Annotated in this window: 24 protein-coding genes; 7 read left to right on the top strand and 17 right to left on the bottom strand. The window is 43.3% G+C overall.

Annotation, left to right across the window (positions count from 1 at the left end; genetic code table 11):
- Window positions 1-363: 363 nt before the first annotated feature.
- The gene (gene gmhB / locus C5471_RS16600; RefSeq protein ID WP_133813368.1) at window positions 364-930 is read right to left on the bottom strand and encodes a D-glycero-beta-D-manno-heptose 1,7-bisphosphate 7-phosphatase; all 567 of its coding nucleotides are present in this window, start codon (window positions 928-930) and stop codon (window positions 364-366) included.
- A gap of 185 nt (window positions 931-1115) precedes the next feature.
- Between gmhB and metN the strand changes: the two genes are divergently transcribed.
- From metN to proS, 6 genes are all read left to right on the top strand, one after another.
- Window positions 1116-2147 (top strand): methionine ABC transporter ATP-binding protein MetN, encoded by a 1032-nt coding sequence (metN, locus tag C5471_RS16595; RefSeq protein ID WP_133813367.1) that lies wholly within the window; start codon window positions 1116-1118, stop codon window positions 2145-2147.
- Window positions 2140-2793, top strand: a complete 654-nt coding sequence (locus C5471_RS16590; protein WP_133813366.1) for a methionine ABC transporter permease MetI — start codon at window positions 2140-2142, stop codon at window positions 2791-2793. Before metN ends, C5471_RS16590 begins: the two co-directional genes overlap by 8 nt.
- Window positions 2794-2857: 64 nt before the next feature.
- Window positions 2858-3673 (top strand): MetQ/NlpA family lipoprotein, encoded by an 816-nt coding sequence (locus tag C5471_RS16585; RefSeq protein WP_133813365.1) that lies wholly within the window; start codon window positions 2858-2860, stop codon window positions 3671-3673.
- Between the two features lie 196 nt (window positions 3674-3869).
- A complete protein-coding gene (gene rcsF / locus C5471_RS16580; RefSeq protein WP_278250170.1) occupies window positions 3870-4217 on the top strand; it encodes an Rcs stress response system protein RcsF in 348 nt (115 codons plus the stop codon).
- Complete coding sequence (gene tsaA, locus C5471_RS16575; protein WP_133813363.1) at window positions 4214-4921, top strand: tRNA (N6-threonylcarbamoyladenosine(37)-N6)-methyltransferase TrmO; 708 nt, start codon at window positions 4214-4216, stop codon at window positions 4919-4921. Before rcsF ends, tsaA begins: the two co-directional genes overlap by 4 nt.
- Before the next feature lie 126 nt (window positions 4922-5047).
- Entirely contained in the window at window positions 5048-6766 is a 1719-nt protein-coding gene (proS, locus tag C5471_RS16570) for a proline--tRNA ligase (RefSeq protein ID WP_133813362.1), read from the top strand.
- Window positions 6767-6885: 119 nt separating this feature from the next.
- Here the strand turns inward: proS and nlpE are convergent, their stop codons facing one another.
- Complete coding sequence (gene nlpE / locus C5471_RS16565) at window positions 6886-7551, bottom strand: envelope stress response activation lipoprotein NlpE (protein ID WP_133813361.1); 666 nt, start codon at window positions 7549-7551, stop codon at window positions 6886-6888.
- A 333-nt stretch (window positions 7552-7884) separates the two neighbouring features.
- On the opposite strand from nlpE, the gene rof reads away from it, so the two are divergent.
- Window positions 7885-8151 carry a Rho-binding antiterminator gene (rof, locus tag C5471_RS16560; protein WP_166296161.1) on the top strand — a complete coding sequence of 89 codons (267 nt, stop codon included), beginning with the start codon at window positions 7885-7887 and terminating at the stop codon, window positions 8149-8151.
- A gap of 32 nt (window positions 8152-8183) precedes the next feature.
- Here rof and tilS read toward each other — a convergent pair whose 3' ends face one another.
- From tilS to C5471_RS16485, 15 genes are all read right to left on the bottom strand, one after another.
- Complete coding sequence (gene tilS, locus C5471_RS16555) at window positions 8184-9512, bottom strand: tRNA lysidine(34) synthetase TilS (protein WP_133813360.1); 1329 nt, start codon at window positions 9510-9512, stop codon at window positions 8184-8186.
- Window positions 9513-9726: 214 nt separating this feature from the next.
- Window positions 9727-10686 carry an acetyl-CoA carboxylase carboxyl transferase subunit alpha gene (accA, locus tag C5471_RS16550; RefSeq protein WP_133813359.1) on the bottom strand — a complete coding sequence of 320 codons (960 nt, stop codon included), beginning with the start codon at window positions 10684-10686 and terminating at the stop codon, window positions 9727-9729.
- Between the two features lie 12 nt (window positions 10687-10698).
- Window positions 10699-14181 carry a DNA polymerase III subunit alpha gene (dnaE, locus tag C5471_RS16545; RefSeq protein ID WP_133813358.1) on the bottom strand — a complete coding sequence of 1161 codons (3483 nt, stop codon included), beginning with the start codon at window positions 14179-14181 and terminating at the stop codon, window positions 10699-10701.
- Between the two features lie 53 nt (window positions 14182-14234).
- Complete coding sequence (gene rnhB, locus C5471_RS16540; RefSeq protein ID WP_166296170.1) at window positions 14235-14825, bottom strand: ribonuclease HII; 591 nt, start codon at window positions 14823-14825, stop codon at window positions 14235-14237.
- Window positions 14825-16009 carry a lipid-A-disaccharide synthase gene (lpxB, locus tag C5471_RS16535; RefSeq protein ID WP_133813356.1) on the bottom strand — a complete coding sequence of 395 codons (1185 nt, stop codon included), beginning with the start codon at window positions 16007-16009 and terminating at the stop codon, window positions 14825-14827. The genes rnhB and lpxB overlap by 1 nt, the downstream gene beginning before the upstream one ends.
- Before the next feature lie 4 nt (window positions 16010-16013).
- Window positions 16014-16802 (bottom strand): acyl-ACP--UDP-N-acetylglucosamine O-acyltransferase, encoded by a 789-nt coding sequence (gene lpxA, locus C5471_RS16530; protein WP_133813355.1) that lies wholly within the window; start codon window positions 16800-16802, stop codon window positions 16014-16016.
- A 3-nt stretch (window positions 16803-16805) separates the two neighbouring features.
- Window positions 16806-17258: a 3-hydroxyacyl-ACP dehydratase FabZ gene (gene fabZ / locus C5471_RS16525; RefSeq protein WP_133813354.1), complete on the bottom strand. Its 453-nt coding sequence runs from the start codon at window positions 17256-17258 to the stop codon at window positions 16806-16808.
- Window positions 17259-17378: 120 nt separating this feature from the next.
- Window positions 17379-18407 (bottom strand): UDP-3-O-(3-hydroxymyristoyl)glucosamine N-acyltransferase, encoded by a 1029-nt coding sequence (gene lpxD / locus C5471_RS16520; RefSeq protein ID WP_133813353.1) that lies wholly within the window; start codon window positions 18405-18407, stop codon window positions 17379-17381.
- Window positions 18408-18410: 3 nt separating this feature from the next.
- Entirely contained in the window at window positions 18411-18908 is a 498-nt protein-coding gene (skp, locus tag C5471_RS16515) for a molecular chaperone Skp (RefSeq protein ID WP_021324817.1), read from the bottom strand.
- Between the two features lie 126 nt (window positions 18909-19034).
- Window positions 19035-21428, bottom strand: a complete 2394-nt coding sequence (gene bamA, locus C5471_RS16510) for an outer membrane protein assembly factor BamA (protein ID WP_133814225.1) — start codon at window positions 21426-21428, stop codon at window positions 19035-19037.
- A gap of 34 nt (window positions 21429-21462) precedes the next feature.
- Window positions 21463-22818 carry a sigma E protease regulator RseP gene (rseP, locus tag C5471_RS16505; RefSeq protein ID WP_133813352.1) on the bottom strand — a complete coding sequence of 452 codons (1356 nt, stop codon included), beginning with the start codon at window positions 22816-22818 and terminating at the stop codon, window positions 21463-21465.
- Between the two features lie 29 nt (window positions 22819-22847).
- Window positions 22848-23696: a phosphatidate cytidylyltransferase gene (cdsA, locus tag C5471_RS16500; RefSeq protein WP_133813351.1), complete on the bottom strand. Its 849-nt coding sequence runs from the start codon at window positions 23694-23696 to the stop codon at window positions 22848-22850.
- Between the two features lie 9 nt (window positions 23697-23705).
- A complete protein-coding gene (ispU, locus tag C5471_RS16495; RefSeq protein WP_242688747.1) occupies window positions 23706-24401 on the bottom strand; it encodes a (2E,6E)-farnesyl-diphosphate-specific ditrans,polycis-undecaprenyl-diphosphate synthase in 696 nt (231 codons plus the stop codon).
- A 285-nt stretch (window positions 24402-24686) separates the two neighbouring features.
- Window positions 24687-25883 carry a 1-deoxy-D-xylulose-5-phosphate reductoisomerase gene (gene ispC / locus C5471_RS16490; protein WP_133813349.1) on the bottom strand — a complete coding sequence of 399 codons (1197 nt, stop codon included), beginning with the start codon at window positions 25881-25883 and terminating at the stop codon, window positions 24687-24689.
- On the bottom strand, window positions 25880-26017 hold the full coding sequence (locus C5471_RS16485; RefSeq protein ID WP_166296158.1) for a hypothetical protein: 138 nt from the start codon (window positions 26015-26017) through the stop codon (window positions 25880-25882). Before C5471_RS16485 ends, ispC begins: the two co-directional genes overlap by 4 nt.
- Between the last annotated feature and the right edge of the window lie 8 nt (window positions 26018-26025).

Raw genomic sequence — 26025 nt, 5'->3', positions numbered from 1 at the left:
CAAAGAAACTGACTGTTATTTCGTCATGAATTAACTGTTGTTCACTCTTCAAGACTTTAGTGTATTTTTTTGTGATACGGTCTTGTGAGTGCCCACACAGATTGTCTGATTAATTGTTAAAGAGCAGACTGAAACAAAAATTAATATTCTCGTTCAGCCGGGCTGCGTATACTACGCTTTTCGCCCGCAGAGTCAAGCGCTTAATTCACTTTGCTCTGCCTGGCCTCACACGCTTTGTCAGCGTTGTGTCGGTCAGTGGTGGCGCATTATAGGGAGTTCTTCGGCGCTGGCAAGCGTTTAATTAAAAAAAACTTCCGTTAGCGTACTTCTTCAACAAAAAGATGATATAAAGAACGAAAAAGCCTACTTCCTGATGTTTTTAATCGCTTTAGGCAAGTCTACAAGGCTATTGATTATCAAATCAGCCGCTTGTTCTGCTTCATTTGTAATTGGTTTACCTGTACGAACTAATACCTTAGTACCAACTTTCGCCGTCACCGCCGCTTGCATATCTTCCAGTTTGTCACCAACCATATAAGAAGCAGCCATATCAATGCCAAGCTCTTTTTGTGCATCCAGCAGCATACCTGGTTGTGGTTTACGACAATCACAACTCTTCTTATATTGTTCTTCAGTCGCATCTGGATGATGGGGACAATAATAAATGCCATCCAAATCTACGCCGCGATCTGCCAGTGACCAATCCATCCATTCTGTCAGTTGCAAGAATTGTTCTTCATTGAAAATGCCACGGGCAATACCTGACTGGTTTGTGACTAATACCAGTGCATACCCCATTTTTCTCAATTCAATCATGGTTTCAATGACACCATCGATAAATTGAAAATCATCTATTTCGTGTACATAACCATGATCGATATTTATTGTTCCATCACGATCTAAAAATACGGCAGGAATACCTTGTGTCACCTGATTGCTCCAAGCAATGTAAGAAGTTACCAGTATGGCATGATTTAGCGATGAATGAGAATGCAGCAATTAATTTATTCCCAGTTGACTTAGACGTCTAGACACCTTAACATCCAATTTAACTAGTGGTTTGTTTTCTCAAAAATGTTCAAACTATCAATTTTCGAACTTTTATAAGAATAAAAATGATAAAACTGTCTCATATCAATAAAATATTCCATCAGGGTGCCCGCTCTATCAATGCACTTTCAGATATCAGTCTGCATGTTCCGCAAGGGCAAATTTACGGTGTCATCGGTTCATCTGGTGCAGGTAAAAGTACGTTAATTCGCTGTGTGAATATGCTTGAGCGTCCAACTTCCGGGCAAATATTGGTTGATGGTCAGGATCTGACTATCCTATCTGCTAGTGATCTGACCCATGCGCGTCGCCGCATTGGCATGATTTTCCAACACTTTAATTTGCTGTCTTCGAGAACAGTTTTTGACAACATAGCCTTACCTTTAGAATTAGATAATGTTCCAAAGGCAGAAATAAAAAAACGGGTAGATGAGTTATTAGAACTTGTTGGCCTTGCAGATAAACACGATGCTTATCCGGCAAATCTCTCTGGCGGACAGAAACAACGTGTTGCTATTGCCCGTGCTTTAGCTAATTCACCTAAAGTCCTTTTATGTGATGAAGCAACCAGCGCTCTGGATCCAGCAACAACCCGGTCTATTCTGGAATTATTGAAAGATATTAATCGCCGTCTGGGTTTGACTATTCTGTTAATTACACATGAAATGGATGTCGTCAAACGTATATGTGATCAGGTTGCAGTTATCAGCGGTGGGCAATTGATTGAACAGGACATTGTCAGTGAAGTGTTCTCTCACCCCAAGACACCTATTGCTCAGGCATTTATTCAATCAACTTTGCATCTGGATATCCCTGAAGATTATGTGCAAAAAATGCAAAGCAACCCAGCCCCAGATCTCAGCCCATTATTGAAACTGGAGTTTACCGGTCAGTCTGTAGACGCACCTCTGATTTCGATGGCAGTACGTCGTTTTGATATTGATATGAATATATTAAGTTCCCAAATCGACTATGCCGGTGGAGTAAAATTTGGTGTGATGTTAGCGGAATTACACGGTGAAAATGGCGGCGTTGAATCAACAATTAAATTTTTACAAGACCATCATGTGAAAGTAGAGGTTCTCGGTTATGTCTGAAGGAATGATTTTATTGCTGGCTAAAGGCGTCTGGGAAACTCTGGTAATGACTTTTGTTTCCGGTTTCTTTGGCTTTATTATTGGGCTGCCAATAGGTGTACTGTTATATGTCACCCGCCCTGGTCAGATTATGGAAAACAGTAAACTCTATCGTTTTCTTTCAGCGATAGTGAATATTTTCCGTTCTATCCCATTTATTATTTTATTGGTATGGATGATTCCTTTTACCAGATTGATTGTTGGAACATCTATCGGTTTACAGGCCGCCATTGTTCCATTAACCATAGGCGCTGCACCATTTATTGCCCGGATGGTGGAAAATGCTTTACTGGAAATTCCATCAGGATTAATTGAAGCAGCTCGCGCAATGGGAGCAACTCCGTTCCAGATTGTGAAGAAAATTCTGTTACCTGAAGCGTTACCAGGTTTGCTCAATGCGGCTACAATTACCCTGATTACATTAGTAGGTTATTCCGCAATGGGAGGTGCTGTAGGTGCGGGCGGATTAGGCCAGATTGGCTACCAATATGGTTATATCGGCTATAATGCAACAGTAATGAACACTGTACTCGTGTTACTGGTTATTTTAGTGTACTTAATTCAATTAAGTGGTGACCGTTTAGTTAAAGCCACAACACGCAAATAATAAAATTATTTTGAAACAGCACCGGTATCGGTGCTAATAAATCAGAATTCAATAGGGGTAAAGTATGTCTATTAAATTAAGAGCCATCGCAACTATCAGCGCTCTTTTAGGTTCACTAATTCTGGCTGGTTGTGGGCAGGAAAAACAAGATCCAAACCACATTAAAGTAGGCGTTATCGTTGGTGCAGAACAAGAAGTTGCTGAAATTGCGAAAAAAGTAGCTAAAGATAAATATGGTCTTGATGTAGAGCTGGTCACTTTTAATGATTTTGTATTGCCAAACGAGGCTCTGAGTAAAGGTGATATTGATCTGAATGCATACCAACACAAACCTTATATGGATCAACAAATCAAAGATCGTGGTTATAAATTGGTCACTGTTGGCAACTCTTTTATTTATCCAATTGCGGGTTATTCCAAGAAAATTAAATCCCTGGATGAATTACAGGATGGTTCTCAAATTGCGCTACCAAATGATCCTACGAACTTAGGCCGTTCCTTATTACTGTTACAGAAACAAGGCTTAATCAAACTGAAAGATAACATAGGCTTATTACCAACAACTCTGGACATTGCTGAAAATCCTAAAAATCTAAAATTGGTTGAGCTAGAAGCGCCACAATTACCACGTTCATTGGACGATCAAAAAATTGCTCTGGCAATCATTAATACGACATATGCCAGCCAGATTGGCCTGACTCCAGCGAAAGACGGTTTATTTGTCGAAAATAAAGACTCTCCATATGTAAACCTGCTGGTTAGCCGTGAAGATAACAAGGATGCTGAAAACGTTAAGAAATTCGTTAAAGCATATCAATCCGATGAAGTTGATGAAGCTGCCAATAAAATTTTTAACGGTGGTGCGGTGAAAGGCTGGTAATCTTTCATATTACACTCATCGATATTAGAATAATCAGGCGGACAAATTGTCCGCCTGATTTGTTATGGCACCATGTTTTCAATATTTTTTTGTTAACCTGATTCTATTCTCTTAACTCTGACAGTAAAAATTCGAGGATCTATTAATGCGTAAGCTGTTTATCTCTTTGTTAGCTCTATTCATAACAGGATGTTCAATGCAACAGACAACATTGACTGACTCTTCCCAGTCATCGGATATAAGACTCAAACAAGCATCAACCGAAGAGAAAAAGAATCTTTCTTCATTCGTAAAGTTGTATACCAAAAGTGAGGATCTATTAAGTGCTTCATTTAAAGATTTAGGGATTGTTTCTGGTCAATCATGTCGTGGTTCTTTACAGGATCCACCCGCTAATATCACCATAGCACGTAACCAAATGATAACGAAGGCTGCTCATTTGAATGCTAACGCAGTTTTATTACATCGGTGCGAAATGTTATCAGGTCAAGGATGCTACCAAGTAGCAATATGTGAAGGTTCAGCCCTGCTTATTACTCAATGACCAATTTTCATTTCACACAAATAGGGGTTATCCACTCCCCTTATAAAGAAAAATTTGCCGTTCCACGCCAGCCTGGCCTTATTGAAGATGGTGGGGGACAATTGGTATTGCTTCCACCCTATAATCAACCCGATGCAGTTCGTGGTCTGGAACAATTTAGTCATCTGTGGATTATTTTTATTTTTCACCAAACAATAGAAGGCGGCTGGAAGCCAATGGTGCGTCCTCCTCGTTTAGGTGGCAATGCAAAAATGGGCGTATTCGCAACCCGTTCAACTTTCCGACCGAATCCCATTGGTATGTCTCTGATTGAACTTAAAGGAATTGAATACAGAAAAGGTAGCGTTACGCTAGAATTGGGGAGCCTGGATTTAGTTGATGGTACACCTGTTATTGACATCAAACCTTATCTGCCTTTCGCTGAATGTCAGCCACATGCTGTGGCAGGTTTTGCTCAAGAAGCACCTTCTGCCGATATGGAAGTGATATTTTTACCTGCTGCTGAACAACAGCTTATCTCAGTTCAAGACACTTATCCTGATTTACGCCGTTTTATCAGTCAGGTCTTGGCTCAAGATCCTCGTCCTGCTTACCGGAGAGGAGAACAGGAAAATCGAGAATATGCCGTTCATTTACTGAATTTTAACGTGCGATGGAGAATCTGTGGCACACTGACTAAAGTGTTTTCCATTGAACGCCTTTAAAAATCAGTATATGCCCTTTTGACATCTTAAACTCGCTGGTAGACTAAAGGCTTATTTTCGTTTTTTTATTAGCTGGTAAATTTCTGCCAGTCAGAAGCAATTTGCTGCTCTAATGGAACCCTAACAATGCGCACTAGCCAATATCTGCTCTCCACATTAAAAGAGACTCCTGCCGATGCAGAGGTTGTCAGTCATAAACTGATGCTTCGTGCGGGCATGATCCGTAAGCTCGCTTCAGGTCTGTATAATTGGATGCCTACAGGTGTCCGAGTACTAAAAAAAGTTGAGAAAATTGTTCGTGAAGAGATGAACAACGCCGGAGCAATTGAAATATCTATGCCCGTCGTACAGCCGGCAGATTTATGGCAGGAAAGTGGTCGCTGGGAACAGTACGGCCCAGAATTACTGCGTTTTGCTGACCGGGGGGATCGCCCTTTTGTGCTGGGTCCAACTCATGAGGAAGTCGTTACTGATCTGATCCGCAATGACGTCAGCTCATACAAACAGTTACCGCTGACTTTATTCCAGATCCAGACTAAATTCCGGGACGAAGTTCGCCCTCGCTTTGGTGTAATGCGCTCCCGGGAATTCTTAATGAAAGATGCTTACTCTTTCCATGCTACCCAAGAGTCACTACAAGAAACTTACGACAACATGTACAAAGCCTACAGCAAAATCTTTACCCGTATTGGCTTGGATTTCCGTGCTGTTCTGGCAGACACCGGTTCTATCGGCGGTAGTGCTTCCCATGAATTTCAGGTTTTGGCTGCCAGTGGAGAAGATGATATCGTTTTCTCAACTGAATCCAATTACGCAGCTAATATTGAATTGGCCGAAGCTATCGCTCCTGCTTATGATCGAGCAACACCAACAGAAGAGATGCATCTGGTAGATACCCCAAATGCAAAAACAATCGCTGAACTGGTTGAACAATTCAATCTGCCAATTGAAAAAACGGTTAAGACTCTGATGGTTCATGCAGCAGAAGATACGGGCCATAAATTGATCGCCTTACTGGTCCGGGGCGACCATGAACTTAATGAAATCAAAGCAGAAAAATTATCTTTAGTCGCCAGCCCTCTCACTTTTGCTACCGAAGAAGAGATTCGTGCAATTGTCGGTGCCGGTCCAGGCTCACTGGGACCCGTCAATCTGCCAATACCGGTTATTATTGACCGCAGTGTGGCAGTGATGAATGACTTTGGCGCAGGTGCCAATATTGATGACAAACACTATTTCGGAATCAACTGGGAGCGGGATTTACCAATACCAACAGTTGCTGATATCCGTAATGTTGTTGAAGGTGATGCCAGCCCGGATGGTAAAGGGACATTACTCATCAAACGTGGCATTGAAGTTGGTCATATCTTCCAACTTGGCACCAAGTATTCTGATGCAATGAAAGCAACCGTTCAAGGCGAAGACGGCCACAATCAGATCGTCACTATGGGTTGTTATGGTATTGGTGTTACCCGTATTGTCGCCGCAGCGATTGAACAAAATCACGATGACCGCGGTATCATCTGGCCTGATGCAATTGCACCATTCCAGGTCGCTATTCTGCCAATGAATATGCACAAGTCATATCGTGTTAAAGAAGTTACAGAGAAACTGTATACCGATCTGCGCACCAACGGCATTGATGTTATTTTCGATGATCGTAAAGAACGCCCAGGCGTGATGTTTGCTGATATGGAGCTTATTGGCGTACCACACACTATCGTTATCGGTGACCGTAATCTCGATAATGGAGAAGTGGAATATAAATATCGTCGCAGTGATGAAAAACAGATACTAAAACTAAACGATGTTGCTGATTATCTAAAGCAACAACTTGGTTGTTAATTAAGGTTATCGCAATAACTTATTGAGCAGTATAGTGATAATGGTCAGATAGTAAAGACGCGGAAGTAAACTCATCTTACTCTTCTGGCTCATTATCACCATTCATATTGAAAATAGAATTATTTCTTCAAATTACAAGATTTCGATTTATCGAAATGAATTTTACCTGTCTGAATCAAGGCAGAATTAAATTGCCCATCCTCCATTGAAGGACTCACGCTATAATAGCCTTCAACTTCAACATAAACCGGTGTTCCACCTTCTACGCCAACTTGGTGGTAGCCTCGCTCCAAATCCAAACTTTCCGGCACATCATAATGCTTACCTGTACTACAATCAGTAAATGAAGCGGCATCAGCCATGTAACTGTATTCACCCATTAGTTTTTTCGGTTTTACCCGTTTCAGCTCATAGCTGAATGATGATTCAATTGTGTTGCCTTCCATATCCAGCATTACCAAGTTTCCATCTTTCGGCAGATAGTAATATTTCTGGTCATCTGATTTTGCCAGACGGATTTTTTTTCCATCTTTCGCCCACAGGCCGGATTCAAAGAATGACTGATCACCATCACGAGTACCAAGATAAGTTTGTTCCAGAATATAAGTACCATCATCATCCAGTAACAGTGTGGTATCAATACCAGAACAATCAGCACAAGGGAGAACACCATGAAAAGTCTGATCCACTGGCTGTGAATTCGTTTGCTGTGCCAAGTTGCCTTTACATCCCACCAAAGCAGATATACCCACAGCAACTAATGCGGTTAAAAGTTTTTTATTCACACTTATCTCCAAACAGTATAGTAAGCCCTGTGACTCACCTTAATCAGTAACACAAAGAACATAGCAATTATTACAGCTTAATAGCGTAAATACCGTCCTTTTTAAGGATGTTACCCAATAATAGTAAAATAATCTGAGCCGATTTTAATACTTTTGTCAGGAACTTGCTGTGAAATAAGACTTTTATTTACTTATTGTTCAGAATGAATAACCAAAGTTATTCATTAATCACGATTGATTTCCTGTGCTATAGTCATTAATAGTGCTTTTGAATTACAATTTTTAACAACCACAGGCGGCAATAACCGCCACTAACCATAGTGGTGAGCAAATATGTCTATAAATACTGAATATCAACCAATTAACTGTGACGACTATGACAACCTTGAGTTGGCTTGCCAACATCAGCTCTATCTACACATAAAATTACGAGGTGGTGACGTTATTGAAGGGAAAGCCTGTGATTTGATTTTGAGAAAGAAAGTTGAATACCTGATAATCGAAACAGCAAATAACCCTCAAGAACTAAGGTTGGATCATATCGCCAGTTTCAGTCACCCTGAAATTGGTACTGTTATTGTTGAACATTCCGAATCCTGACAAAAAACGGCCGCCTCTGGCGGCTTAACTCTTTATTTTAACAACGTTTTATTCCAATCAATTGTTAATGTCCTCTGCCCTTTTGCCGCTTCGCTTTCTTTGGTGATAAAAATACCTAATGCAGCTATAAGTTGTTCGTTGTAATAAAGCAATGGAATTCGCTCTCTAAGCCACGGTGCAACCCCAAGCTCCTGCCACAATTTTTTACTGTGCCGGGAGTGTTGTCGACCCACAATACTCATCATTCCCTGAACACCAAAGCGGATAGTCACCCGCTCATTATCAGCGGGTGCCCTTACTTGAATACCGCAATCAGAAATATTCAGTTCTCCCAGGCTATCCGGTAATACCAACGTATTGCAAATATCCCACTCAAGAATAGTGTCTCTCAAAGATTGCAATTGAGGAACCAACCAAAGTTTTTGCTTATAACGCCGTACATTATACTGACCAAATTGTAGCTGGGGTTCAGCATCAGTGCGAGCAAGAGCCACCTCATACCAAAGCCTGTGAAGCTGCTCCCGTGAGGGCATTTTCATGTCATGGTAACCAAACCAACGGCGTAACAATGCATTTCGTTTAGCCTCTGAACACACTTCCAAAGGTGAAATACCTAAAGCGCCATCCTGAGTTATTAGCCCTTTCAGAGATTCATTCAACAACTCATCCAGAAGCTGCTCCTGCTCACCACATAAACTTGCACTACGAGCAACAGATTGTGGGAAATGTGGCCAGCGTTGATTCAGTAACGGCATAACATGTAAGCGCAGAAAATTCCTGTCATAACGATCATCCTGATTGCTGTCGTCTTCAATCCAATTCAGACGATGTTCGCTAGCATATATCTCCAATTCACACCGGCTATGACCAAGCAGTGGGCGAAACAATAATGTATCCGCAAATACGGCGACTGGAGGCATAGCAGCAAGGCCAGCCGGACCGCTACCACGCTTTAATGCCAGTAAAAAAGTTTCCGCCTGATCATCAAGATGTTGAGCGGTTACCAGAATTTCGTCTTTTTGTAATTCATGCCTGAACATCTGATATCGGGCATCACGGGCAGCAGCTTCAATGCCCTTTTCACGGGCATCTATCGTTACTCTTTCAAAACAAAATTCCACTTGCCAGTCATCACAAATCTGTTGGCAATGTTCAACCCACTGATCTGCTTTTGGATTTAAACCGTGGTGAATATGCATTGCTCTCAGTTGAACTCTCTGATTGCGCTGATTACGCCAATTGACCAACAAATGCAGCAAAACTGAAGAATCCAGTCCACCACTGAATCCAACCAGAATTTTCTTATGTTCACCAAGCTGTTTAGCTAAAGTGAAAAATAATCGTTCATCAATTTTTGTCATTACAGACTTAAGAACTCCTTAATTTGTAACAATATGAATTTATTATCATCTGCATTATTAGGCCAAGAACCACTGCCCCTCAGATAATATTCTCCGCTACTTTTATTAAGAATATGAAATGGCAAAAAAAACAGAAACAGTAAAGGACGGGAGTGGCTTAAATTTATCAATTCCAGCCACTCCCCATCCCTTATTCAAACAGTTCGTTCAGATCTCAACAATAACCATATTGCATCAGACGCTGATAACGACGGCTCACCAATTCCTCAGGTGAAAAATGATCAAGAGCTGCCAGATCAGCCAATAACTGAGCTTTTAGTGATGCTGATATTGCTTCATAATTACGATGCGCACCACCTAATGGCTCTGAGATCACAGTGTCGATTAATTCCAGCTCTTTCAAACGAGGTGCGGTGATCCCCATTGCTTCTGCCGCCAAAGGCGCTTTTTCCGCACTTTTCCATAAAATTGAGGCACAGCCTTCCGGAGAGATAACAGAATAAGTACTGTATTGCAGCATATTCACTTTATCACCAACACCAATTGCCAGCGCACCACCGGAACCACCTTCACCAATCACGGTACAAATAACAGGCACAGACAAACGGGACATTTCACGCAAATTGCGGGCAATAGCCTCAGATTGACCACGCTCTTCTGCACCAACGCCAGGATATGCGCCAGGAGTATCAATGAAAGTGATAATTGGCAGTTTAAAACGCTCCGCCATTTCCATCAGACGCAGAGCCTTACGATAGCCTTCCGGCGCTGGCATACCGAAATTACGGCGGATTTTTTCTTTGGTTTCACGGCCTTTTTGATGACCAATAATCATCACTGGACGCCCATCAATACGAGCCAGACCACCAACCATTGCTTTGTCATTAGCGTAAGCGCGATCACCCGCCAGCTCTTCAAAATCAGTAAAAATATGCTGAATATAGTCCAATGTATAAGGACGGCGTGGATGACGGGCAAGTTGAGCAATTTGCCAAGCACCTAAATCTGAGAAGATTTTGCGCGTCAATTCCAGACTTTTTTCCCGCAAACGTTGTACTTCTTCATCCAGATTTATATCTAATTTTTCATCTTGACGGCTAACTGCGGTTAGCGAATCAATTTTCGCTTCCAGCTCGGCAATCGGCTGTTCAAATTCAAGAAAATTCAGACTCATAACATTCCTATTTTAGTCAAATTCTAATTCTACCTGCTCATTACCCAGCAGAGTTCGCAAATCTGTCAGAAGGTTATCCGTTGGCGTTACCCTCCACGTCGCGCCAAACCTTAAACGGGCGCGGGCGTCTTCCCTCTGGTAATAAAGATGAACCGGTATCGTTCCAGAACGATGTGGTTCCAAGGCACCACGAAGACGGTTCAACAATTGATCATCAATTTGCCTGTCTAACAGCGAGATAGCAAGCCCACGCACATATTTTTCACGCGCTTCACTAATATCCATTAATTCACGGGCTGTCATTTTAAGACCACCGTTGAAGTCATCAAAGCTGACCTGCCCGGTAGCTATCAATATCCGGTCCTGTTCCAACAAATGCCGGTATTTCTCCAGGGCATCGGAAAATAGCATGACTTCTAGACGTCCTGAACGGTCGTCCAATGTACAAATACCAATCCGGTTACCCCGTTTGGTTATAATCACTTTGGACGCCAGCACTAAACCTACTACAGTCGTTACTTGACCACGCGGTGTTGGATTCACATCTTTTAACCGTAATCCATTAGTATAGCGCTCAATTTCTTTTAAATACCGAGTGATAGGATGCCCAGTTAAATAGAGCCCCAAAGTTTCCCGTTCACCATCAAGAACAACTTGTTCCGGCCATTGAGAAATATTGGCATAAGAACGCTCAACTTCTTCCGGCGCGTCAGCTAATACACCAAACATATCAGTCTGACCAATGGCTTCTGCTTTAGCATGTTGATCTGCTGCTTTCAGGGCATCTTCCAGAGAGGACATCAGTGCCGCACGGTGCGGCCCCAGACGGTCAAAAGCCCCTGACATGATCAGCTTTTCCATCACTCGACGATTTAATTTCTTAGTGTCAACACGGGCACATAAATCAAACAGTTCTCTAAAATAACCGCCTTTCTGACGAGCTTCGATGATCGCTTCAATCGGCCCCTCACCTACCCCTTTAATTGCTCCAATACCATATACGATCTCCCCGTCATCATTAACATGGAAATGGTACAGGCCGCTATTAATATCAGGTGGTAAGATTTTCAGCCCCATGCGCCAACATTCATCAATCAACCCAACGACTTTTTCTGTATTATCCATATCAGCAGTCATTACCGCAGCCATAAATTCAGCCGGATAATGTACTTTCAACCATAAAGTCTGATAAGAGACCAATGCATACGCGGCAGAGTGAGATTTGTTAAATCCATAACCCGCAAATTTCTCTACCAGGTCAAAGATTTTCATTGATAGCTCGCCATCAATGCCGAGTTTTTTGGCCCCATCCTCAAATACGGAACGCTGCTCCGCCATCTCTTCCAGCTTTTTCTTGCCCATTGCCCGTCGGAGCATATCTGCACCACCGAGAGTATATCCCGCCAGCACCTGAGCAATCTGCATTACTTGTTCCTGATAAAGGATGATGCCGTAGGTTGGCTCCAAAACAGGCTGTAAAGATTCGTGCTGCCATTGTACATCTGGATATGAGATCTCTTCCCGACCATGCTTGCGGTCAATGAAGTTGTCCACCATGCCTGATTGCAAAGGGCCTGGGCGAAATAGTGCCACAAGCGCAATCATATCTTCGAAACAGTCGGGACGCAGGCGTTTGATAAGATCCTTCATACCACGGGATTCGAGCTGGAATACCGCTGTTGTTTCAGCGCGTTGCAGCACATCGAAGCTCTTGGAGTCGCTCAGCGGAATCGCTGCGATATCAATAGGGTCCAGATCTTTCTTCGCTCTGCGTGCGTTGATCATTTCCAACGCCCAATTGATGATAGTCAACGTCCTCAGTCCGAGGAAGTCGAATTTCACCAACCCAGCATATTCCACATCGTTTTTATCAAACTGAGTAACCGGGTTCAAACCTTCCGGGTCACAGTAGAGAGGCGCGAAATCCGTGATCTTAGTTGGGGCAATAACGACCCCCCCAGCGTGTTTCCCTGCGTTACGGGTAACCCCTTCCAGTTTACGCGCCATGTCTATCAGCGCTTTAACTTCTTCATCCGCCTCATAGATTTCAGGAAGTTGCGGCTCTGCGATAAATGCCTTTTCCAGTGTCATTCCGGGATCAAGCGGTATTAATTTGGAAATTCTGTCAACAAACCCGTATGGATGCCCCAGCACGCGGCCAACATCCCGGATGACAGCTTTCGCTGCCATCGTACCGAATGTGATGATCTGAGATACGGCATCACGACCATATATATCAGCCACATGATCAATCACCAGATCACGTTTTTCCATACAGAAATCGACGTCAAAATCGGGCATGGAAACACGTTCAGGGTTAAGGAACCGTTCAAACAGCAGGTCGAACGCCAAAGGATCGAGATCAGTTATTTTCAGAGCATAAGCCACCAAAGAACCGGCACCAGATCCACGCCCTGGACCAACAGGAACACCATTGTCTTTCGACCACTGAATAAATTCCATCACGATCAGGAAGTAGCCGGGAAATCCCATCTGGTTGATAACCCGAAGTTCAACATCAAGTCGCTCATCATATTCAGGACGCTTTTCTGCCCGTACTTCAGGATCTGGGTAAAGAAATACCAAACGCTCTTCTAGCCCTTGTTTAGATTTATCGACCAGATAATCTTCGGTACTCATTTCTCCCGTCGGGAATTGCGGCAGGAAATACTCACCAAGGCGGATAGTGACATTACAACGTTTAGCAATTTCTACACTGTTTTCCAGCGCTTCGGGAATATCAGCGAATAGTTCACACATCTCCTGTTCACTACGCAGATATTGCTGAGGACTGTAATTTTTCGGGCGTTTTGGATCAGCTAATGTATAACCATCATGAATCGCCACGCGGATCTCATGAGCATCGAAATCTTCACTGTCGATGAAACACACATCATTAGTCGCAACAACCGGCAAGTTCTTTTCTGTCGCCAGGGTAACCGCTGCATGAAGATAACTTTCTTCATCTGCTCGGCCAGTACGAATTAACTCGAGATAATAACCATCGGGGAAATGCTCCTGATAAAACTCAAGGCATTGGTCCACCATGACCTGATTACCACGTAACAGGAATTTGCCAACATCTCCCATACGCCCACCGGAGAGCAGGATCAACCCTTCTTTATGGTTTATCAGCCATTCCTGCTTAATTGTCGGGCCAACAGCACCATACCCCTTCTGATAAGCCTCTGATATCAGTAACGTCAGGTTATGATAGCCAGTATTATTGCGTGCAAGAATGGTCAGGTTAGCGTACTCATCACCGAGCAACTCGCTTTCCATATAGAAATCAGCACCAATAATCGGTTTTATTCCCGCCCCATGAGCACTGCCGTAAAATCTCACCAGCCCACACAGGTTAGTAAAATCAGTGATCGCAAAAGCTGGCATACCTAATTGAGCAACCTTTTTCACTAAAGGGCTGGTTTTGGCTAAGCCATCAATCATTGAATAGTCGCTGTGGACACGTAAGTGTACAAAACGGGGTTCGGCCATGTGTTTGTCCAGATGATATTGATTTGAAGAATAGCTGTATTCAGTCAACAAGTTTACTTAAGGTCAATTGCTCTTTTAACCGGCGCAAAACTTTTACGGTGATATTTTGTCGTTCCCAACAGAGCCAGCTTTTCTAAATGAAATGCCGTTGGGTAGCCTTTATGTTTAGCAAATCCATATTCAGGAAATAATTGGTCAAGTTCAGCCATTTCCCGATCTCTAGTGACTTTCGCCACGATAGAAGCCGCACTGATTTCAGCAACCAGCCCATCGCCTTTTATCACCGCCTGTGCAGGCATTGACAATTTAGGGCAACGATTACCATCAATCAGCACATATTCAGGTGAAATAGACAAGCCAGCCACAGCCCTTTGCATTGCAAGCATAGTTGCGTGCAAGATATTCAGTTGATCAATTTCTTCTGGTTCCGCACGCCCCAGGCTCCAACACAACGCTTTTTCAGTAATCTCCAGATACAATGCTTCACGGCGTTTCTCACTGAGTTTTTTAGAATCAGCCAGCCCGGCGATCGGCCTCGATGGATCTAAAATAACCGCTGCGGTTACCACTGCGCCTACTAATGGGCCTCGGCCAACTTCATCAACTCCGGCAATCAGATTTGCCTGAGGATATATAAATTCCATCATTTTCCTGCCAATTCCAGTACAGCCTGTGCAGCTTGTTCATCAGCATTACAGCGGATGCTTTCGTGCAGATGTAAAAATGTCTGTTTCAATGCTTCAACTTTTTCACTACCTTGCAGTAATGACAACAATTCATCTGCAAGTTTCTGCGGCTGGCACTTTTCCTGCAATAATTCTTTCACCAGTTCTTGACCGGAGAGCAAGTTCGGCAATGAAACATAAGGTGTTTTGACAAGACGTTTTGCCAACCAGAAAGTAAAGGGTTTCATGCGGTAACCCACTACCATCGGGCATTTTGCCAGCATACATTCCAGAGCAGCCGTGCCAGATGCCAAAAGTGCGGCATCACTTGCGATCATAATTTCACGCGCTTTACCATCCAGAAGGTGGACATTCAGATCTGGCGTCGTTTCCTGTTTGATTCGTTCAAATTGTTCACGCCGTTTAGCATTCACTAATGGCACCAACACATGTAAATCCGGCATCTGTTGCCGCAATAACTGAGCAGTTTTAAGAAAATCAGCACCCAGCATCTCAACTTCAGCATGGCGACTCCCGGGTAACAAAGCCAGGCAAACGGCCTCTTGCGGGATACCTAATAACTCACGAGCTATTGCTTTATCCGGCTGTAACGGCATGGCGTCCGCCATTGTATGCCCAATAAACCGGCAAGAGACATTAAACTTATCGTAAAACGCTTTTTCAAAAGGTAAGAAGGCCAGAACCATATCTGTGGCTTTACCAATTTTGAAAACACGTTTTTGACGCCAGGCCCATACCGACGGACTGACATAATGAATAGTACGGATGCCCTGCTGTTTTAACCGGCCTTCCAATGTGATATTGAAATCCGGTGCATCAATGCCCACAAACACATCAGGTTTCAGTTCTGTGAAACGGGTTGTCAGATCCTTACGAATTTTCAGCAAACGAGGAAGACGCTCAAGAACTTCGACAACCCCCATTACAGCCAGCTCTTCCATCTCATACCAAGCTTCACAACCTTCAGCCTGCATAAGAGGACCCGCAACACCAACAAAACGGGCATTGGGTATTTTGGCTTTTAATGCACGAATTAAACCTGCGCCAAGGATATCACCGGAGGTTTCTCCGGCGACTAATCCAATCGTCAGTGGGCGCAGACTATCAATAGAAGAAATGGTAGCCAAAGGAATATCCTTCATCTACTTAACGGATAATGCCACGGGTAGAATTTGCCAGAAAATCGCTAAAGATTTTTACATGCTGATTGTCTTCAGCCAACTTAGCGATTTCCTGCTGTGCTTCTTCTAAAGTTTTTCCATTACGATACAATAGTTTGTATGCATTTCTGATTAAATGTAATGAATCCTTATCAAAGCCACGACGTTTCAAACCTTCAACATTAATGCCAAAAGGTGTTGCATGATTACCCTGCGCAATAATATATGGAGGGATATCCTGTACCACACCAGAACAACCACCGACCATAGCATGAGAGCCAATCTGACAAAACTGATGAATCGCGCTCATACCACCGATGATGACATAATCCCCCAGAGTAACATGCCCCCCCAAAGTACCATTATTAGCAATGACACAACGATCACCGATAATACAGTCATGAGCGATATGAGCATTAATCATCAACAAATTATCATTGCCGATTTTCGTTAAACCACCACCTTGCTCAGTTCCACGATGAATGGTCACACTTTCGCGGATACGGTTACGATCACCAATTTCAACTCTGGTTGGTTCACCATGATATTTCAGGTCCTGATTCATTTCCCCAATCGAGGCAAACTGAAAAATCTGATTATCACGGCCAATTTTAGTTATTCCATTGACAACAACATGAGATTTCAGCTCTGTACCTTCGCCAATTTCAACCTGAGAACCAATGCAACAAAATGGGCCAATACGAACATTAGCACCAATAACCGCGCCATCTTCTACAATAGCGCTAGGATGTATATAAGCGGTTTCATCAATCATAAACTAGACCTCACGACGGCGAGCGCACATCATTTCTGCTTCGCAAACCACTTCTCCATCGACTTTTGCTACGCCTCTACAACGAGCAACCCCTCGACGCTCTTTAATAAATTCAACTTCTAAAATCATTTGGTCCCCAGGCACTACCGGACGTTTAAAACGGGCACCATCGATAGCGGCAAAATAATAGAGTTCATTTGGCTCCAGTTTACCCATACTCTTAAATGCCAGAATTCCAGTGGCCTGAGCCATAGCTTCAAGGATCAGAACACCAGGGAAGATAGGTTTGCCTGGAAAATGCCCCTGAAAGAAGGGTTCGTTAAAAGATACATTTTTAACTGCACGTAGGAATTTACCTTCCTCAAAATCAAGAACGCGATCCACCAATAAAAACGGATAACGATGCGGAAGCAGATCTAAAATTTCTTCAATGTGCAGAGTATGATTATCACTCATCTAAATACTCTTCCTGTCTAAAAAGGACTAATTGTATTAACGACACGGCCCGCTTAAACCCCAAATCCAGAGTCCCCAGGCAGGCCGAAAAAATAAGACACAACCAAAAATATAGTGCAATTACTCGTTTTTGCCTTCCAGCTTACTCTCCAGTGACTTAAGACGTTTATTCATTTCATTGATATTCATGACTAAAGCTGCTGTCTTACGCCAAACTTTATTTGGTTGTGACGGAATGCCAGAGGAGTATACACCAGGTTCGGTGATTGGGCGCATCACCATACTCATCCCCGTGACTGTTACCTTATCACAGATTTCCATATGTCCATTAATGACACTGGCACCACCAATCATACAATAACGACCAATTTTCAGACTACCGGCCATGATCACACCACCAGCAACTGCTGTGTTATCACCAATGATAACATTATGAGCAATCTGACACTGGTTATCGATAATGACGCCATTACCGATAATGGTATTGTCCAGAGCACCCCGATCGATAGTTGTACAGGCACCAATCTCAACCCGGTCACCAATAATGACTGAACCTAATTGCGGAATTTTAACCCAATTACCGCGATCATTCGCATAGCCAAAGCCATCAGATCCGATAACAGCCCCTGACTGAATCAAACACTGCTCACCGATTTCAACATTATGATAAACAGAAACATTTGCCCAAAAGCGACTTCCCGCACCAATATGTGTGTTTTTGCCAATAAAGCAACCAGCACCGATCACAACATTGTCACCAAGAGCAACGCCGGACTCGATAACAGCATTAGCGCCAACGGAAACATTTTTACCCAGTGTTGCCTGAGGTGCAATCACCGCAGAAGGGTGAATATCCTGTGCCGGAACCGGTGTTGTGTCCATAATCTGAGCCATATAGGCATAAGCCAGATAAGGATTGTCAACAACCAATGCCGGAACATTACAATAAGGAAGATCTGACTCGCGGAGAACAACAGCGGCAGCCTGACATTCACCTAAACGTTCACGGTAACGGCCGTCAGACAAAAAAGTGATCTGTTCGTTATTGGCCGAATGCATTGGTGCAATACTGGTGATGACTACATCGCCATCACCATGTAATTGCGCATTCAACTGTTGAGCTAAATCAGCCAATCGAATTGAAGACATCTATTATTTAACCTGTTTCAATACACTTGCAGTAATGTCTTTGCCAGAGACTGAATAAGCAACAGCATTCGCATCAACCACAACGTCATAACCTTCTTTACCTGCAACTACTTTGATTGCATCCTGAATACGGCTCAGAATTTTGTTACGTTCTTCCATTTGGCGACGACGATTATCTTGCTCAAAAGCCTGGGCTTTTTTGCCGAACTCTTCACGTTTAGCCATAACGTCTTTTTCCAGATTAGCGCGCTCGCTGGATTTCATAGTAGAGCCATCACGCTGTAATTTCTGAATTTTGGTCTGCAAATCAGCTTCCATTCTTTGCAGTTCAGATGCGCGGCTTTTGAACTCATTTTCCAACTGTTTCGCAACAGCTTCACGGGCAGGCAACTGCTGGAAAATCTCACCGACATTTACAACGGCAATTTTGTCTGCTGCCTGAGCACCAGCAGAGAAAGCTAATGCAATACCGAGGCTTGCTGCACACAACAATTTCTTCACTATAAACTCCTTAAACCACGCTATCTGTAACATGTTGGAAAACTTCGTTAATGCCCTGAAACCAATGATTTCAAAGCTTGCTTTATCAATAATCTGTCTTATCAATAATAAGATAAAAACGCATTATCACCAGGTTTTGCCAATATTAAATTGGAATTGTTCTGATCTATCACCTTCGTAGTCTTTGATCGGTTTAGCATAAGAGAATACCAGCGGCCCCAAAGGCGATATCCATTGCAATGCAATACCCGCCGAAACGCGGATATTACCTGGTTTACTGTAATCAGGTATACCTTTGTCTTTCATTACAACAGAATTATTCCAGTCAGTATCCCAAACCGTGCCTGAATCAATAAAGAATGAAGTTCGGACAGAATTCGAGTATTTACCATCAAGGAATGGCGTTGGTGTGATCAACTCAAGGCTGGCAACTGCCATTGCGTTCCCCCCCACAGCATCACGGGATGGGCTATTTTCCTTAGGACTCCCGTCCTTATTTAGGTAAATAGCCTTAGGACCGATATTGTTGGAACGGAAACCACGAACGGTACTGGCACCACCGGCATAGAAGTTCTCATAGAATGGTAACTCTTTACCACCTATCCCATCACCATAGCCTAAACGACCGCGCCCCAAAATCACCCAAGTACGCGCATCATTAATTGGATAGTACGCAGACGTATCAAAAGTCACTTTATAGAATTCGTTATCCGAACCAGGGATGGTCACTTTACCATTCAGAGTCGATTTCACACCCGATGTTGGGAAGAAACCACGGTCAAGATTATTGTATGTCCAGCCCGCAGTCAGAGAAAAGTCATCTGCTTTGAAATCCGCTTTACTTTCAAGACTTGGATTCTCACCCATAGACCTCAGATAGCGCCACATTGCTGCCTGGGGGAGCATCTCGGACAGAGAGTTATGAATATAACCCAACCCAAAACGCAAGGAGTTATTTTCATTAATCGGGAAACCAAGGAAACCCTCTGTACCATAGCTTTGGTTGGTATAACCAGACAAATCAGCATCATCAGCTCTGAAATCGTTGTAGAATACCCGACCACCAAGACTCACCCCATTAACCGTAAAATAAGGATCAGTGAAAGAGACTTCTGCATAGGTTGAGTAATCATTCTTACTGGCATTAACCCCAACAGAGTTACCTGTTCCCAACCAGTTATCCTGCTGAGCACCAATCTGGAAACTAACGCCACTTTCAGTACCGAAACCAACGCCAAAGTTAAGAGAACCGGTATTACGTTCTTTAACTCTATAAACAATATCTACCTGATCAGAGCTGCCGGGTATACGCTGAGTTTCAACATCGACAGTTTCGAAATAACCCAAGCGGTTAAGGCGTTCTTTACCCAATTCAACCAGATCACTCCCCAGCCATGCGCCTTCCATCTGGCGCATTTCACGACGCAAAACGGAGTCTTTACTGGTGTCATTACCAGAGAAACGGATTTTACGAACATAGAAACGGTTACCTGCATCAATGTTGACATGCAGTTTTACTGTTTTGTCCTGATCATTGATTTCAGGTTGAGTCATCACCCGTGGGTAAGCATAACCATAACGGCCAAGCAAATTTTTGATTTCACTTTCCATTTTAGTCACCTGAGTTCCGTTATACAGGGAACCAGGCTCAATGGTAGCCAGTTTAGTGATTTCTGACTGATAACCCACCATATTACCGTTCAGATCAATACCAGATATTTTATATTGATCCCCCTCAGTAATATTCAACGTGACATAAATACCTTTTTTATCCGGCGTCAAACTGACCTGAGTCGAATCAATATTAAAACGGGCATAACCACGATCAAGATAAAAACTGCGCAACACTTCAAGGTCACCCGCCAGTTTTTGTTTCTGATATTTCTGATCAGCAGTCAGATTCCACCACGGCACATCATCTCTGAGTTGGAAACGATTCAATAACTCATCAGAAGAAAATGATTTGTTACCTACGATGTTAATCTGCTGAATTTTTGCCGAAACACCTTCAGCGAAAACCAGTTTTAAATCGACACGATTGCGTGGAAGTGGCGTAACAACCGCTTTTACGCTGGCGTTGTATTTACCCACACTGTAGTAGAAATCCTCCAGCCCTTTTTCAGTATTAGACAGCGTAGTGCGGTCAAGAGCTTCACCGACCCGAACACGAGATGCCTCAAGGTTCTGTTTCAGCATGTCATCTTTCACCGATTTATTTCCAGAGAAAGTAATGCTGGCAATAGTCGGCCGTTCTTTTACCTGAACAATAAGTGTATTGCCATCACGCAGGACACGAACGTCTTCAAAGTTACCAGTAGCAAATAGTGCATGAATGGTACGACCGATATCTTCATCGCTGACCGTATCACCTACGCGAACTGGCATGTTCAGTAATGCTGCACCTACGGCAACGCGTTGAAGACCTTCAAAGTGAATATCCCGAACTACGAACCCGTCTGCACCGTACGCAGTGGCGCTGCCAAACAGCAGCGACGCTATGAGTAACTTTTTCATCGCCATCGTTGTAATGCGTCTTCCTAACCAGTCTTCCGCTTTAGAAGCGGGAGAAATCATTGAAAAGTGCAAGCCCCATTAATAACACCAGTACCATAGCACCGATGCGATAGCTGAAGTCTTGTACACGCTCGGAAACTGGCCCACCTTTTATCTTTTCGATAATCAGGAAGAGCAAGTGTCCACCATCTAACACAGGTAATGGAACCAAGTTAATGATCCCAAGATTGACACTTATTAGCGCCAAAAACATCAAATAATACACCAAGCCTGAATCAGCCGACACCCCAGCCCCTTTGGCAATAGAGATAGGCCCACTCAAGTTGTTAACTTTCACATCACCAACGATTAGCTTACCCATCATATTGACAGTTAGCCGCATCAGCTGCCAGGTCTTGTCTCCTGCCTGATAAATGGCAGAGAAAGGCCCGTATTGCTGAACCATTTTATATTCGTCTGCTAATGGAATAACCCGCAGTTCCACACCGGCAAAGCCAACTTCCTTACCCCTTGCTTGCTGTTTTACTTCCGGTGTCATAGAAAGAGAAATAATATGACCAGCCCTATCCACTGAAAGTTCCAGCAGGACATTCGGATTATTACTGACAAAGGATGTAAAAGTATGCCATGCGTCTATTTCCTGACCATTGACTTTAACTATCCTATCCCCCTTTTGTAAACCGGCCTTTTCCGCTGCGGTACCAGGAGTCACATTCTCCAGCAGAGAATCCAAACGAGGTCTGACAGGCATAATCCCTAATGACAACACGGGATCCTGTTTATCAGGATCAAAGCGCCATTGCCGCAAATCCAGAATTTTCTCTACCGGATGCGATGAACCTGGAGGTATGACCTGAACAGTCATGTTCTCATCACCTATCTTACCTATCAGAGCAAAACGAACTGAATTCCAGTCAGGCGTTTCGGTACCATCTACAGATTTTAGTTCCATTCCTGATGAAATATTTGCTTGTGCCGCAATAGAATCTGGTTTGATATCTGCAACGACAGGGCGTATTGCTGGCACACCAATAATAAACACCAACCAATAAACCACAACCGCCAGTAAAAAGTTAGCAATTGGCCCCGCACTGACAACCGCAGCACGCTGACCAATCGTTTTATTATTGAATGCCATATGGCGGTGTTCAGGAGCAACAGGTGAAACACGCTCATCAAGCATTTTCACATAGCCCCCTAATGGAATAAGGGCTATGACATATTCAGTTCCCTGACGATCCGTACGCCGCCATAGCGCTTTACCAAAACCAATGGAGAAACGTTCAACATGAATACCACACTTTCTGGCCACCCAAAAATGACCGAACTCATGCACAGTGATCAATATACCCAGCGCAATAATAAAAGCCGCCAGATTCCAGAGAATTCCCATCATATTCCTTTAAACGCCGTCAAACAGAGAAATCAAAATACCAGCAATATCAGGCCGGCAAAGACAGGGATCGCCGCAGTCAGGCTATCGATACGATCCATCACACCACCATGCCCCGGAATTAGCTGACTACTGTCTTTAATACCAGATTCACGTTTGAACATACTCTCAGTCAAATCACCAAATACAGAAGCGATAACAACAATGGCAGAACACAACATGAGTTTTTCAGGCATTACGGGTACTGGAGCGTATTGACCAAATACCCATGAAATAATAGCCGCAGTCATTAAACCGCCAATTAATCCTTCCAGCGTTTTTCCTGGAGAAACTTTTGGTGCCATTTTGTGTTTACCTAAAGTACGTCCGAATAGATAAGCACCTGAGTCAGCGCCCCATACCAGTAACATGACATACAATAACCACCATGCACCATGATATGAATTATCATCATATCCCTGAGTCCGTAAAACCATCATTCCACAGTAAAACGGCACTAATGTCAGGGCACCAAACAAGAGGCGCAATAGTATGGATTTCTTCCAGATTAAAGCAGAAGAAGGATAGGTAATCACCAGAAGAGTCGCAATGATCCACCAAATCATCCCCATCCATAGGATAAAAGTGATTTGCTGTTGTTCAATCAAATCAGTGAAATCTGGCAGGGTATATTGTAAAGCCAATAAACCGATAGCAAATAAAACAGCCAGAATAACCCGTTTCTTTTGGCTAAATAAGCTGGCGAATTGCCCCCATTCCCATGCAGCAAGGACTGAGACAGCGATAATAACCAGCCCAAAAGCGGCTGGTGGCAGCAAAAACAGAGCGGCAATCACAAGAGGGATTAATATCACAGCCGTTATAAGGCGGTACTTCAGCAAGAGTTCCTCCTATGATCCCACATCGGCATCGTCTGGTATTGTTCCGCCAAACCGGCGTTCTCTTTTGGCAAAGGCATTAATTGCACCTTCAAAAACGGTTTCATTAAAATCAGGCCAGAGTATATCGGTAAAATAGAATTCTGCATAAGCTATCTGCCATAACAGAAAATTACTAATACGATGTTCACCGCCGGTTCTGATGACCAAATCAACCTGAGGCTGCTGGCTCAGATTAATGTAATTATCGACTAATTCCTCAGTAATATCCTGTGGTTCAAGGGAATTATCCTTAATCTGTTGAGCAATTTTCTGAACACTTTGAACGATATCCCAACGACCACCATAATTTGCAGCAATATTAAGTTGCAGGCCAGTATTATTAGCAGTCAACTTAACCGAACGACGGATACGCTCTTGTAAACGCTCACTGAACCGGCTGATATCACCAATAACAGATAATCTAATATTATGTTTATGTAAGCTTTTGATTTCGCTATCTAGTGCAAAAATAAACAACTCCATTAAAGAGCTGACTTCCTGCTCCGGCCGGTTCCAGTTTTCACTACTAAAAGCGTACAAAGTCAACGACTCAATTTTGTGTTTAGCCGAGAAACTCACCGCACTCCGTACCGCCTTAATACCCGCACGATGACCAAAGACTCTTAATTTTCCACGTTTCTTTGCCCAACGACCGTTACCATCCATAATAATGGCAACGTGTTTAGGTAATAATGACGATAAATCGTTCTGATGATGATCGCTGGATAATATCACTCAATTAATCCTTTACTGGTCGGAGTCATTCTCTTACAAACTCAGGCATCCAAACAGAAAAAAGCCGTGTCTTGTATCACGACTTGGGTAGGGGCCTAATTATCTGAGAGAAAACCCTCCAAAATCTAAACTGTTAATTATACCAACCTACAGTTATACGAAAACTATACCATCAGGTAAAAATGCGAACAAATACCCGTTTGCCAATCAGCAATACTATCTGATAAATGAACTGATAGTCTTTATCGCTAAATCTCTTGCGAGCTTATCAATCTGTAAGACTTCTTCAATGCTCTGAGGTTCCGGTAAATTTAATTTTTCTACAACCTGCCGGTTTATAATAGCAATATCTGTGAAAGAGATTCCATTTTGTAAAAAAACTTTAACGATTTCTTCATTCGCTGCATTTAGCGCTGTAGTTGCAGCCTGTCCTTCGTGACAAGCTTCAATAGCCAGCTTCAAACAGGGATACCGTTCATAATCTGGCTTCGAAAAAGTCAGTGTGCCTAAAGAACAAAAATCAAGGGGTTCAACACCGGAAGCAATACGATTTGGGTAGGCCATTGCATAGGCAATCGGCGTACACATGTCCGGTGTTCCTAGTTGAGCAATAACACTACCATCCTGATAACGGACCATCGAGTGAACAACCGATTGAGGATGGATCACCACTTCCATTTCCGCAGCAGACGCATTGAACAAACAACATGCCTCAATATATTCCAGACCTTTATTCATCATTGTCGCAGAATCTACAGAAATCTTGCGCCCCATCGACCAATTCGGGTGAGCGCAAGCCTGGTCCGGTGTCACAAAAGCCAACTGTTCCAAAGGAGTATGGCGAAAAGGCCCACCTGATCCTGTCAGAATGATATTAGCAACCCCGTGTTGCTTTAGATCCCCGCCCCCAAGATTTTGTTGTATTACCTCGGGTAAACTCTGAAAAATCGCGTTATGCTCACTGTCAATGGGTAACAATTGAGCATTATGCTTCACTACAGCATCCATAAAAAACCGACCGCTAGTGATCAGGGATTCTTTATTCGCAAGTAAAATCTGTTTACCCGCTCGGATAGCGGCCAGTGTTGGCAGTAAACCCGCAACACCGACAATCGCAGACATTACCTGATCAACATCATTCAAAGCAGCCAGATCACACGCAGCCTGTTCGCCGAAAAGTACTTCGGTCTGACAACCTTGTTCAATAAGCAACGGTTTAAGCTCTTTTGCGGAAACTTCATCCGCCATCGCAGCATATTGAGGCTGAAATTCCAGACATTGCTCAACCATAACCTGGACATTCTTCCCGGCGGTAAGTGCCGTTACTTCAAATTTATCAGGATGATTGCGAACTACAGTAAGTGTACTTTTGCCTATGGAACCTGTGGAACCAAGGATGGTCAACCTTTTCATACTGATGCTCTGAATTGCTCTGTTTGATGTGTATTGATACTTGTCTGATTTGCCTGGCGATGAATGCCCATGACCTCAGAGAAATGCCGGATAAAAAATAGCGCCGCACGATAGCGACGCTTGATATATTTCACGAAAGAGA

The sequence above is a fragment of the Photorhabdus tasmaniensis genome (assembly GCF_011189505.1).
Classification (GTDB): domain Bacteria; phylum Pseudomonadota; class Gammaproteobacteria; order Enterobacterales; family Enterobacteriaceae; genus Photorhabdus; species Photorhabdus tasmaniensis.
Note: the sequence above shows the minus strand (reverse complement) of the source record. Positions and strands in the feature narration are given on the sequence as shown.